We start from the raw sequence: 12169 nt of genomic DNA, 5'->3' as shown, positions 1-12169 counted from the left end.
CGTTACCGGCTGCCGAGCCGAAGCAGCCATGACGGGCGAGTTGCCCGGTTTGGCGCCGTTCCCGTCAGCGAAAAGTCTATGGATGGATGGTTTCGCCGCGATTCAGCATGTCGATGAATTCCCCGATTTTGCGCGCCCGCGTTTCCGGCTTCTTGGCATTCTGTATCCGATACAGGATGGCATATCGGTTACGGCTGTTCAGTGTCGCGAAAAACGTGCGGGCTTCCGGATTGGCGTCCAAAGCCGCCTGAAGGTCGTCCGGCACGGTCGAATTGCTTGCCGACGTATAGGCAGCCTGCCAGCGGCCGTCCTTTCTCGCTTTCTCGATTTCGCACAAGCCGGGCGGGCGCATTCTGCCTGCGGCGATCAGCGCTTCAGCCCTGTCCGTGTTGAGTTTGGACCAGATGCTTTTTGCGGAGCGCGGGGTGAAGCGTTGCAACCAGTATTGCTCGCTCTCGGCCCGCTTTTGACCATCGATCCAGCCATGGCAGAGGGCGCTTTCCAACGCCTGTTCGTAGGTGAGGGTTCGCTGCCCGGCGCCTTTTTTCGCCAGGCGCAGCCATATTCCCGCCGACGTGCTGCCGTTCTGCCCTAACCAGTTTTCCCATTCGACCTGACTGGTGAATGTTAGGGCGCATTCGGTCATGTCGCTATCCTGAATGGTGGAGTACATGGGCGGGGAAGGCGTCCGCAGTCTAACAGTGTTGATACGGACAGCAACGTGCGCAGTGCGACGAAAGACCGGTCGCTCGTCAGCCGTCCGTTGGTCGCCCGGTTTCGGGGCGGCATCACCCGTATCAGGCATCCGGTGGCGCAGGGATCGGATGCGCGATTTCAAATGGGAGGCTTCGCCAGCTATCCGGCCGAAGCCTCCCCATCCCGGTCAGAACGTGTAGCTGACCTTCCCGAACGCCGTCCGCCCGAGCGTGTTGTACCCATACGCGGTCATGTACTGCCGGTCGAACAGGTTCGACACCGTCGCCGACACCGTCAGATGCGAATTGATCCGGTACGAAGCACGCAGCCCCACCGTCAGATACGAAGGCAGATAGGTCGAATTGGCCGGATCGTCGAACGTCGTGCCGCCATAAAGCAGCGACGCCCCCGTGCTCAGCGCATGCAGGTGCAGTTCATCCCACGTGTGATCGATGTTGAGGCTGACCGTCTGGCGCGGCCGGCGGTTGAGCCACGAGTCGTTGGTTTCGTCCTGCGGATTCAGGATCCCGACCGCGACGCTCACCGGCGTCGAGCGGCCGATCGTCCCCTTGTACGACAGGTCGACGCCGCGAATATGCGCGCGGCCGATGTTGATCGGCGAGAACGTCGCCGGGTTGTACGCGATCAGGTTGCTGACGCGCGTATCGTAGATCGCGGCCGTGAACGTACCGTACGACGTGTTCGCATCGACCGCTGCCTCGACCGACGTGCTGCGTTCCGGGCTGAGGTTCGGATTGCCGTAGCCGGGGTAGTACAGGTCGTTGAACGACGGCAGCTTGAACGCATTGCCGTACGACACACGCGCCGTGTACACCGGCGTGATCGCCCACGACAGCGCCGCGTTACCCGTATTCACGGACTGCCCGGCGATGATTTCATGACGCCCCGCGAGGAACATCGTCACGCTGCCGAGCGTTGCCGACTGGTGCAGCGAGAACGCGGAATCGTTGCGCGTCGGCACGCCGTTCGGAATGTCGACCGGCAGGAATGCCTGCTCTCGGGTGAAGTCGTAGGCGAGCTTGGTTTCGCCCGACAGCGGCAGCCCGAACAGATGGAATCCGCGCGCCTGGTGCGTCAACGACGTCGACGTGCTGATGCGCTGCGAATTGATCTGGTCGGTCGGGATGGTCGGATCGCTCGCGTAGATGAACCCGCGATCGTTCGCATAACCGAACGACTGGTCGAACTGCGTGTCCGGCGTGATATCGAGGTGGAACGCGAGACCGGTCGTCAGCTGATGATCGAGCTGGCGGTTCGCATAGCCGCGGTTGTCGTAGGACAGATCGGACCGGTGATACAGCGCGAACGTCGAGATCGACCAGTTGTCGCGCGCGTAGCCGAGGCGCGCATCGAGATCCTGCGCGTGGTACGGATTGCGGCCCGCCTCGTGCCCGTACGCGAAGGGCCGCGTCGCGTCGATGCCGGCCGTGTTGTACGAATGCAGGCCGAGCGAGTAGGTGAGCCCGCCGAGCGCGGCGAGCGGCCCGGTCGACGGCACGGTGCCCGACGTGCGCAGTTGCGTGTCGAACGTCTTGTTCGACCCGCCGCCGAACGACACGGTGGTCTGGTTCGGCTGGTTGGCCGCGCGGCGCGTGAAGAGCTGCACGACGCCGCCCATCGCATTGGCGCCGAACGACGCGGCGGCCGGCCCCGAGATCACTTCGACGCGTTCGAACGATTCGGTCGGCAGGTCCGCCCACGGCGCGATGCCGGTGGTCGGCGAGCCGATCCGGATGCCGTCGATGAACACGGCGACCTGGCTGGCCGACGAGCCGCGGATGCTGACCGACGCGGACGAGCCCGGCCCGCCGTTCTGCGAGACGGTCACGCCGGGCAGCGTCGCGAGCGCCTGCGTGATGCTCGGGTCGCTCGGCGACAGCCGGTCGAGATCGGTACGCGTGAGCACCTGGGCCGTCGCATAGCGCTGGTCGAACGACTCGGGCAACCGGCGTGTGTCGGTCACGTTGATCGTCGGCAGGTTGGCGCCTTCGGCGGCCGGGGCCGGTTGTGCAACCGCGGGGTCGCCGGCTGCGTGGGCGAGCGGCGAGAGGAGCGCAGTCGCGGCGGACGTGGCAAGGAGGTGTCGAATCTTCATGAGGCTGTCGTTGTGGTCGGGCTGCGCATGCGTCGATCGGGGGAGCGCGGCGGGCAGCGCCGGTTTTGTTATCGGTAATCGGGCTATCGCGCGAGCGGGCCGAGCAGGCCGCAGTCGCGGGCGTCGGCGCGGCACATGCCGGCGGACGCGATCGATAGAGAACGGCGCGCGCGAGCAGGCGGGCCGTGCATGCCGGCGGTGTGCCGGCGCGACGCTTCCGGTGAGGAAGCGGATGCGGTAACAGTGGACATCGGGCGGATCCTGAGGTCGGGCCGTCCATGCAACGGGCACCGCCAAAGGCGGTGTTGGCGCATCGGGACACCCCGCCCGGTGCGGCTGCTTGGACCTCGGGTCGATGGCAGGTCTCCTGGCTCGCGGGTCCTGATTCGTGCCGGCCTTCCCGGTTTCCCAGTGGCATGCAGTGGCACGGATTCGCCGCTCACAGTTGCGGGGGCAGCCGCAGATTCGAGGCGCTGCCTCTCCTGCGTTCCCTTTTGATCCCATCCCTGGGAACCATCAGCGCGCAAGGGTAATGGCGTGTACTCCGACGCGTCAATTGTCGGGCAGCCCCCGGATGCGAAAAAACGTCATCGATGCGCAAAAACTTTCGAAATTCTTTCTTTCATGCGTCGATCGCGCGTTTCATGTCTGACGAAACGGCGCGGTTTGCTGCCATGCAATCGCGCCGGAACCGGCTCGGGGCGACACCCGTCCACCTGACGAACGCTCGGCGGAAGGCTTCCTCGCCGCCGAACCCGAGATGCGCGGCGATCCGTGCGACCGGCCAGTCCGACTCGCGCAGGCAGCGGCGCGCGGCCTCGGAGAGGCATTGCTCCCGCAGCACGTGATAGCCGCTGCCTTCGGCCACCAGCCGCCGCCGCAACGTCGCCTCGCTGACGCCCAGCCACACGGCCAGCTCGGCGAGTGCCGGCAACGCCTGCTCGTGCGCGAGCGCCGCGTCGAGAAAACCGCGCACCTGCTGCGCCCATGACACGACGGCCGGCGCCGCATCGATCAGGCGAAACGGAAAATCGACGAGAAACGCGTCGAGTTCGGCTGGCTGCCGCACCACACGGCATTCGAGCCGCGCCGGATCGAATGCGAAGCCGTAGCTCTTGCGGCCCACCTCGACCGGCGCATTGAACAACCCGAGCAACGGCATCGCGTCGTCGCGGCGCGGATGGCCGAGCCATACGTCGGTCGGCCGCAGCGGCTGCCCGATCAGCCAGCCGAACAGCTGCAGATAGCAGAACAACCCCGTCAGGTCGACGAGGCACGCGGCCGGGCTGCGTGTGCGGCGTAGCGAATCCATCCGGAACGTCGCGCGCCCGTCACGCACGGTGAGCGACAGCGCGCCGGCGCGCGGGGTCAGCATCTCGCCGAATTCGCGCGCGCAGCGGATCGCGTCGGCCAGCGTCGCGCAGCTCAGCAGGCAGCGGCACATCAGGTCGACTTCGCGCTTGCGCATCGGCGGGTGGCCGTCGCCGCGCGCGACCTGCGCCTCGAGGCGTTCGATCGCGTCGCGGTACAGCGCGATGAAATCGCCCGGCGTCGCTGCCGGTGGCGGCGGCTGCGCATCGCGGTCGGCCGGTGGCGCGCCGCTGCGCGTGAGTTCGCTCAGCAGGCGCGCGCCGAGGCCCGGCAGGACGCGGCCGAGGGCCGGGATGGCGCGCTGTTTCATGAGTTTCCCGATCTGATCGTTGCGACAGGGGGCGGTGAGCGGGCCGGTAGGGGTCTGTGAATCGTCACCACGCAAGAATGCTATCCACGCCGACCGCGTTCGGCCTCGCCGGAACGGCGTAGGCCGGCTGCGCATCCCTGTCACGAACGACCACGGACGACACGCGAATGATCCAGATCGTAGACGAAATCACGCTCGCGCCCGAGCGCATTCCCGACGTGCTTGCACTGCTGCGCGACCGTTACCTGCCGGGCCACGCGGCGCGTGGGCTGACCGCGACCGGCCGTTGGGTATCACCGCCCGTCGCGGTGCCGGGGCAGCCGAGCACGCTGTGGCTGACCTGGCACGTGGCCGACGCACCGGCCTATTACCGGATGCGTGCGTTGACGGATGCCGGCGTGGTCGGATTCTGGATGGCGGTCGATGCGCTGTGCGACCTGCGCCGCCGCCATGTGATGACGGACGCCGATGCGCCGCTGCCTGCGCTGACGGAGGTCGATCATGCGGCATGACACGGCACAGGTATTCGTGTCCACGGATTGCGATGCGGGCGCGATCGAGCATGCATTGCACGAAGCCGCGCACGCGCGGGCTGGCACGAAACGCGTGGCATTGGCACGCAATCTGGACGGCAGCTGGGGCGCGGGCGACTACACGCTCGACGTGTTGCGCGACGATTCGGCGGCCGACGGCACGGCGGATTTCGTGGTGCTGGCTCAATTGCCGGGTATCGAGCGCATCGATGGCGCTCAATGCCGCGCGATCGGCGGCGGCCTGCGCGAACCGGTGTTGCGCGACGGCGTCTGGCGCACGCTGATGCTGCGCGTGCGGCCGCAGGCCAGCACAGCGCGGATCGCCGCGCTCGAACGTGAACTGCTGCAGATGCCCGTGTTCATGCCCGGCATCCGCAACTGGCGGCTGAGCCGGATCGAAACGCCCGGTGGATGGACGCACGTGTGGCAGCAGGAATTCGCGCACGTCGGCGATCTGCTCGGCGAATACCTGATGCATCCGTATCACTGGGGCTGGGTCGACCGCCGGTTCGACGCCGAAAGCCCCGACTGGACGGTCGATGCGATCTCGCATGCGTTCTGTTCGCTCGCGTCGAGCCTGCTGGCGGATACGGCGGCGTGACGCGCAGCCCACATCGAGCTGACATCAAACCAACCCTGGAGACACGAAGATGCGAGCCCTGTTGATCGACCGCGTCGGTCATTCCGACACCTTGCGAATGGCCGACGTGCCGGCCCCGACGCCGGGCCCCGGCGACGTGCTGATCCGCGTGGCCTACGCGGGCGTCAATCCCGCCGACTGGAAATGCCGCGAAGGCTACCTCGGCGCCTTCATGCAATACACGTTTCCGTTCGTGATCGGCTTCGACGCGGCGGGCGTGGTCGAAGCGGTCGGCGACGGCGTCGACGGGTTCGAGCCCGGCATGCGCGTGTTCGCGCAGACCGACGTCGGCGCGGGGCGCTGGGGTGCGTATGCGGAATACGTCGCGGTGCGTCACGACTCGGTCGTGCGCGTGCCCGACGCGGTGAGCCTGGCGGAAGCCGCCACGGTGCCGACGCCCGCGCTCGCGGCATGGGCCGGCCTGTTCGACGACGGCGGGCTGAAGGCGGGCCAGACCGTGCTGGTGCACGGCGGCGCGGGCGCGGTCGGCACGTTCGCGATCCAGCTTGCCGTGCAGGCCGGCGCGCGCGTCGCGGCAACGTGTTCGGCGCGCAACCGCGAGACGGTCGAATCGCTGGGGGCGGCGGCGAGCATCGACTATCGCGCGCAGGACATCGCCGCGGCGCTGCACGCCTGGGCGCCCGGTGGTGTCGACCTCGTGCTCGACGCGGTCGGCGGCGACTCGTTGCCCGATGCGCTCGACCTGCTGGCGCCGGGCGGCACGCTGGTGAACATCATGACGCTCGCGGCCGGCGATGCGGAGCGGCTTGCCGCGACGGCCGCCGTTGCCGCACGACGCGGCCTGCGCACCGCGATGACCTACAGCCGGATGCCGAGCGGCGGCACGCTCGGCCGGATCGCCGCGCAACTGGAAAAGCGCGCGCTGCGCGTGCCGCGCTTCGACCGTTTCCCGCTCGAACAGGCGGCCCGCGCACTCGATCTCGTTCAAACGGGCGAGGCGAAAACGAAGCTGGTGCTTCATGTTGCGGATATCGCCCGCTGAGCGGCCCGCACGCCCCTTACAGGAGACAACGATGACCGATACCCGAACCGGCGTACTGGCCGGCAAGTGCGCGCTCGTGACGGGCGCCAGCCGCGGCATTGGCCGTGCGATCGCGCAGCGCCTCGCGTCCGAAGGCGCGACCGTCGTCGTGACGGCGCGCAGCCTCACGCAATCGGCGACGATCGCCGGCACGCTCGCCGAAACGGTTGCGCTGATCGAGCAGGCCGGCGGCCGCGCGATTGCGCTGGCGGCCGACCTGTCGAACGCGGCCGAGCGCGACGCGCTCGTCGGGCGCGCGGCGCAAGCCGCCGGCGGCCTCGACATCCTCGTCAACAACGCGGGCGTGGCCGACTACGCGTGCGTCGACGCGATGCCGATGACGATGTTCGACACGACGATCGAACACTATCTGCGGATTCCGTTCGCGCTGGCGCAGGCCGCGATCCCGCTGATGCGCGCCCGCGGCGCCGGCTGGATCGTCAACGTCGGCTCGGTGACGGCGCTGCCGCCGCTGCGGCCGTTCGACGATTTCTCGCGCGCGGGCGGCGCGACCGTCTATGCGGCGGTGAAGGCGGCGCTGTCGCGCTTCACGCAGGGGCTCGCGGCCGAACTCGAAGCCGACGGCATCGCGGTGAATCTGGTCGCGCCGAGCACGGCGATCCGCACGCCCGGTGCCGCGCGCTACATCCCCGAAGGCTATCCGACCGAGGACGTCGCGTATCTCGCCGAGACCGCGCTCGCGCTGTGCCGCCTGCCGGCGCGCGAACGCACGGGCCTCGTCACGCACAGCCTGCATTTCCCGCTCGCGCAGCAACTCGCGGTGCGCTCGCTCGACGGCCGCACGGTGCTGCCGCCGCCGGTGGTTCCCGCGTATGCGCATCCCCACATCGACCCGACAGGACTTTGATTGACATGACGAACTCGATTCGCTTCGACGGCGGCACCGCCGTGATCACCGGCGCGGCCAGCGGCATCGGCAGCGGGCTCGCACGCCACGCCGCCGGGCTCGGCATGCGCGTCGTGCTGGCCGATCTCGACCCGGCGAAGCTCGACGCCTTCGCCGCGACGCTCGACACCGACGTCCTGTGCGTGCCGACCGACGTCAGCCGGCCGGAAGCCGTCGACGCGCTGGCGGAAGCGGCGTGGCAGCGCTTCGGCGGCGTCGACCTGCTGTTCAACAACGCGGGCGTGATGGCGACCGGCTTTAGCTGGGAAATCACGCCGGAACGCTTCGAGCGCAGCTTCGCGATCAACGTGCACGGCGTGCTGAACGGCATCCGCAGCTTCGTGCCGCGGATGCTCGAGCGCAACGTGCCGGCGCGCGTCGTGAATACCGCGTCGGTCGGCGGGTTCCTGCCGAGCCCGCTGATGTCACCTTACTCGGCAACGAAATTCGCGGTGGTCGCGCTGACGGAATCGCTGTATGGAGAACTGAAGATGTTGGGCGCACCGGTCGGCGTGTCGTTGCTTGCGCCGGGCCCCGTGCAGTCGGGCATCTTCAACGACCCGTTCGGCGCGGTGCACGACCGGCCGGAGGTGCGTGGCTTCGTCGACACGATGCGCGCGATGCTGAACGCGCACGGTCTCACGCCCGACGCGTTCGCCGCGCGGGTGTTCGACGGCATCCGGGACGGGCGCTACTGGCTGATTCCGCAACCGGAGACGATCGACGGCGCGCTGCAGCGGCGCACCGACGACATCCTCGCGTCACGCGATCCGTCGCTGCCTGCGTTCTGACGGCCGGGCGCGGCACAGCGCCCGGCGCGTGCCGTCACATGCGCATGCCGGAGTGCGAACGGCCGCTCGGGTCGCCGCCGCGATCGGGCGGCGTATTGTTCTGATCGATCTTCGCGAGCACGAAGCCGGCGTGCGGCAACGCGCCGGGCGAGCGGTGCGTCGCTTGCGCGACGGCGTCGTGCGGCGACGCGGCGGGGAAACCGGATGACGTCACGCCCGGTTGAGCGAACGCCGAAAGGGAAGCAGCCGCCAGGGCGGCGGCGACGATCGCGTGCGATTTCATGGTGGCTCCTTCACGACTGACTGCGGGACAACATCATCAGTCTAGGGCGCGAAACTTAACGCGACGTGAAGGAATGATGCGGCGCGGATGACGGAATGTTCATGCGCGCCGCGACGTTCATGCCGGCGCCGACACCAGCGCGCAGAAGTTCTCGAGATCGACGTTGCCGCCGCTGATCACGATGCCCACGCGCTTGCCCTGCAGCGCGTCCTTCATCCGTCGCACCGCGGCGAACGACAGGCAGCCGGTCGGCTCGACCACCATCTTCATACGCGTGGCGAAGAAGCGCATGCAGTCGATCAGTTCCGCGTCCGTCGCGGTCAGGATGTCGTCGACGTCGCGCCGGATGATCGGGAACGTCAGGTTGCCGAGGTGCTGCGTCTGCGCCCCGTCGGCGATCGTGCGCGGCGTGTCGATATGCACGATCGCGCCGGACCGGAACGATTGCTGGCCGTCGTTGCCGGCTTCCGGCTCGACGCCGTACAGCGTCGCGTGCGGCGACAGCGCGCGCGTGGCGAGCGCGGTGCCCGACAGCAGGCCGCCGCCGCCGAGCGGCGTGAATACCGCATCGAGCGGGCCGACTTCGTCGAACAGTTCCTTGGCTGCCGTGCCCTGGCCGGCGATCACGTCCGGGTGGTCGTAGGGCGGGATCAGCGTGAGCCCATGCTGTGCCGCGAGATCGCGCCCGATCTGTTCGCGATCCTCGGTGTAGCGGTCGTAGGTCACGACCTTGCCGCCGTAGCCGCGCGTCGCGGCCATCTTCGCGGCCGGCGCATCCTGCGGCATCACGATCGTCGCGGGAATGCCGAGCATGCGCGCCGACAGCGCGATCGCCTGCGCGTGGTTGCCGGACGAGAACGCGACGACGCCGTTGCGACGCTGCTCCGCGTCGAAGCGCGACAGCGCGTTGAACGCGCCGCGGAACTTGAATGCGCCCATGCGCTGCAGGTTCTCGCACTTGAAGAACACTTGCGCGCCGAGCGCTTCGTCGATCGTCCGTGAGGTCATCACCGGTGTGCGGTGCGCATGGCCTTCGAGCCGGGCCGCGGCGGCGGCAACGTCGTCGTAGGTGGGGAGAGTCGGAGCGTTCATGGATTGCCAGGTGGTCGTTGAAATCGTTCAGCAGGAAAGCCGCGCGTGTCACGCGCTTGCGTCATTTCGCATCGTTGTAGACGGTCGCGCGCGAGACGCCGAGATGTTGCGAGACGATCTCCATCGCGCGGCGCACTTCGAGGAAACCGTCGGCCTTCAGCGTCTGCATCAGCTCGCGGCGCTGGTCGGTCTTCAGTTCGCGCGGCGTCGTCGCGAGGCGCATCGCGAATGCGTCGATGCGTTGGCGGATCGCATCCGCGCCGGCCGGATCGAGCGTTTCCGCGACGGCTTCGCCTTCCGTGCTGCAGAACTGGTTCAGCATGCCCTGGAAGCCGCGGAACAGCGTGACGTCGGCATTCAGGCACAGCGCGGCCACATAGCGGCCGCTCGAATCCTTGATGCCGATCGACGTGCTTTTCGCGGTGCGGCCGTCGGCGAAGCGGTTCGGGTAGTTCGCGAGCACGGGCGGGAAATCGTCGTCCGCGATGCGGGCGAGGCCGAGCTCGGTCGCGGGATCGCCGACTGCGCGCCCCGACAGGTTGTTGTGGATCGCGAGGATCGCGTGCTTCGGCGTGCGCAGGTCGTGAACCACGACCTCGGTGAACGGCGCGAACATCGCGCCGAGCCCTTCGGCAATGCGCTGCACCTGTTCGATCAGCGACGCCTGCTCGGACGGCACGGGTTTCCGGGTGGGGGTCATGATGGTTTCGCGGTCAGGTTTCGGATCGATGCGACGGCTGCGGGGGAAGGGGCGACCGGCGTGTTACTCGCCGTCCGCCGCTTCCGGCCGGGTGATGTCGGCGAGCAGCGGCTGCGCGATCCGCACGTAGTCGGCCGCGTCGAGCACGACGGAGCGGTCGAGGCGGCCCGCGTTGAAAGCGATCTCGGTGTTGCGTTCGACCAGGGCGGGATCGACGACGAGGGTCACACTGGCGTCGAACACGAACGGCGGCACGGCGCCCATCACGCAGCGCGTGACGGTGGCCGCGAGGTCGGGCGACGCGAGGGTGGCCTTGCGGCGGCCGACCGCATCGGCGACCTTGCGGAAATCGATCTTCAGGTGGCCGGGAATCACCGCGAGCGCGGTGGTGTCGCCGCCATCCTTGAACGTGCAGAGCATCGCCTTCGCGCCCTGTTCGGGGCGCGTGCCGCGCAGCGCGGCGATGGCGTCGGATTTTCCTTCGGCCGGATGCGCCAGCACACGGAACCGCGCGCCGGACGTGTTCAGCAGATCGCAAAGCGTGTCGAAAACGGGGTAGTCGCTCATGTCGCTCCGGGCAAATTGGGCCGGGGAATCGGGGGCGCGCTCGGGTTCGTATGCTTCGGCGTGCCGGTCGATGGATTGTCCAAGTATAGATGTTTTGTCATGGGGGTGGCAAAGGGACGGGAGCGCGGGGAGTCAAGGACGTGCAGGCGCATCGACGAGAATGTGTCGCTCGACCCATTTTGTGACGGGTATCGAACAAGTCATGTGTACGCTCGTCAAGCGACGTCGGTGCCTCTCCGCGGAGTTTCAATCCTGCGTAGAATGTCGCCGTCAGGTTCGGCCTTTCGGTCCCGGCAGTGGAACCGACACGACCCCGAGTCAGGCACCGATGTTTTGCAAAATCCGGTCGACCAACCTATATCACCACTCCCCGTGCATGGAGCGGATACGGTGCGTGTGGTCTGCGACCGGGCATCAGCGGCGCCGACGCGCCATCAGCACCATCGCCCCGAGCATGCGCTCACGGGGCAGCAGGAGGAATTCTTGAAGAGGGCGGCTCTCGATAACGGACGCGTCTTGACCGAACGCGGCAAGAACGCGGTGAACAAGATTATGGCCAGTGCGATCGAGATCTTCGTGGACGAAGGCTACGGCGGGCTGACCATGCGGAAGGTCGCGGCCAAGGCGGGATTGGCGCTGTCGAACCTGCAGCACTACTTTCCCACGCGCGAAGACATCTTCGAGGCGATCCTTGCCGTGACGAGGGAGGCATACGCCAATACATACGACGGCGTGCGCGCGGACACGTCGCTGACACCCGAGGGCCGTCTGGAGAAAGTGGTCCGGCTGTTGCTCGAAGACGGAAAGCAGCCCAAGACCCAAAGCCTGTTCGTGAACTTCTGGGCGCTGGCCCAAACGCAGGAGTTCGCGCGGAAGATGCTCGAGGAGGGGTATGAATTTCAACGCGGCGTGATCGCCGGCCTCATTGAAGCCGTGAACCCGGCGCTGCCGCAAGCGGTACGCATCCGGCGCGCGGCGCTCGTGACGGCGCAGATCGAGGGGCTTATCGTGTTGATACCGCAAAGGAATCGGTTCCCGTCGGATATCAAGGGAATCGAGGACGATGCGGTGACGGCCATTCTGGCTTTGGCCAAGGCGCCGTGAGCTGCACTGTTGGAGCG

At 67.6% G+C, this 12169-nt stretch carries 13 protein-coding genes and 1 riboswitch; of the genes, 6 read left to right on the top strand and 7 right to left on the bottom strand.

The annotated features are described in order from the left end of the window. Positions 1–76: 76 nt before the first annotated feature. From CFB39_RS25770 to CFB39_RS25760, 3 genes are all read right to left on the bottom strand, one after another. A complete protein-coding gene (locus tag CFB39_RS25770; RefSeq protein ID WP_089474958.1) occupies positions 77–646 on the bottom strand; it encodes a YdeI family protein in 570 nt (189 codons plus the stop codon). Positions 647–883: 237 nt separating this feature from the next. Then, positions 884–2812 carry a TonB-dependent receptor domain-containing protein gene (locus CFB39_RS25765; protein WP_089474957.1) on the bottom strand — a complete coding sequence of 643 codons (1929 nt, stop codon included), beginning with the start codon at positions 2810–2812 and terminating at the stop codon, positions 884–886. A gap of 339 nt (positions 2813–3151) precedes the next feature. Next, positions 3152–3345, bottom strand: a riboswitch (cobalamin riboswitch). An 89-nt stretch (positions 3346–3434) separates the two neighbouring features. Continuing rightward, a complete protein-coding gene (locus CFB39_RS25760; RefSeq protein WP_089474956.1) occupies positions 3435–4493 on the bottom strand; it encodes an AraC family transcriptional regulator in 1059 nt (352 codons plus the stop codon). Between the two features lie 167 nt (positions 4494–4660). On the opposite strand from CFB39_RS25760, the gene CFB39_RS25755 reads away from it, so the two are divergent. From CFB39_RS25755 to CFB39_RS25735, 5 genes are read left to right on the top strand one after another with little or no spacing between them, the layout of a single operon-like run. Continuing rightward, entirely contained in the window at positions 4661–5005 is a 345-nt protein-coding gene (locus CFB39_RS25755; protein WP_089474955.1) for a hypothetical protein, read from the top strand. Next, positions 4995–5627 (top strand): Dabb family protein, encoded by a 633-nt coding sequence (locus tag CFB39_RS25750; RefSeq protein ID WP_089474954.1) that lies wholly within the window; start codon positions 4995–4997, stop codon positions 5625–5627. Before CFB39_RS25755 ends, CFB39_RS25750 begins: the two co-directional genes overlap by 11 nt. 49 nt (positions 5628–5676) lie before the next feature. After that, positions 5677–6669, top strand: coding sequence for an NADP-dependent oxidoreductase (locus CFB39_RS25745; protein WP_089474953.1), 993 nt, complete (start codon positions 5677–5679; stop codon positions 6667–6669). A 31-nt stretch (positions 6670–6700) separates the two neighbouring features. After that, the gene (locus CFB39_RS25740; RefSeq protein ID WP_089474952.1) at positions 6701–7576 is read left to right on the top strand and encodes an SDR family NAD(P)-dependent oxidoreductase; all 876 of its coding nucleotides are present in this window, start codon (positions 6701–6703) and stop codon (positions 7574–7576) included. Positions 7577–7581: 5 nt separating this feature from the next. Further along, the gene (locus CFB39_RS25735) at positions 7582–8406 is read left to right on the top strand and encodes an SDR family NAD(P)-dependent oxidoreductase (RefSeq protein ID WP_089474951.1); all 825 of its coding nucleotides are present in this window, start codon (positions 7582–7584) and stop codon (positions 8404–8406) included. Between the two features lie 34 nt (positions 8407–8440). Here the strand turns inward: CFB39_RS25735 and CFB39_RS25730 are convergent, their stop codons facing one another. From CFB39_RS25730 to CFB39_RS25715, 4 genes are all read right to left on the bottom strand, one after another. Beyond that, positions 8441–8689, bottom strand: coding sequence for a hypothetical protein (locus tag CFB39_RS25730; RefSeq protein ID WP_089427404.1), 249 nt, complete (start codon positions 8687–8689; stop codon positions 8441–8443). Between the two features lie 117 nt (positions 8690–8806). After that, positions 8807–9781 (bottom strand): threo-3-hydroxy-L-aspartate ammonia-lyase, encoded by a 975-nt coding sequence (locus tag CFB39_RS25725; protein ID WP_089474950.1) that lies wholly within the window; start codon positions 9779–9781, stop codon positions 8807–8809. Between the two features lie 61 nt (positions 9782–9842). Continuing rightward, on the bottom strand, positions 9843–10481 hold the full coding sequence (locus CFB39_RS25720; RefSeq protein ID WP_089474949.1) for a transcriptional regulator: 639 nt from the start codon (positions 10479–10481) through the stop codon (positions 9843–9845). Positions 10482–10544: 63 nt separating this feature from the next. Further along, positions 10545–11048, bottom strand: coding sequence for a YbaK/prolyl-tRNA synthetase associated domain-containing protein (locus CFB39_RS25715; RefSeq protein WP_089474948.1), 504 nt, complete (start codon positions 11046–11048; stop codon positions 10545–10547). A gap of 390 nt (positions 11049–11438) precedes the next feature. Here CFB39_RS25715 and CFB39_RS40340 point away from each other — a divergent pair, with 390 nt between their 5' ends. Next, a complete protein-coding gene (locus tag CFB39_RS40340) occupies positions 11439–12152 on the top strand; it encodes a TetR/AcrR family transcriptional regulator (protein ID WP_179257729.1) in 714 nt (237 codons plus the stop codon). Positions 12153–12169 lie beyond the last annotated feature (17 nt).

It is taken from the genome of Burkholderia sp. AU6039 (assembly GCF_002223365.1).
Taxonomy (GTDB): Bacteria; Pseudomonadota; Gammaproteobacteria; order Burkholderiales; family Burkholderiaceae; genus Burkholderia.
The sequence above is the reverse complement of the archived record's forward strand: the minus strand, read 5'-3'. Positions and strand labels throughout refer to the sequence as shown.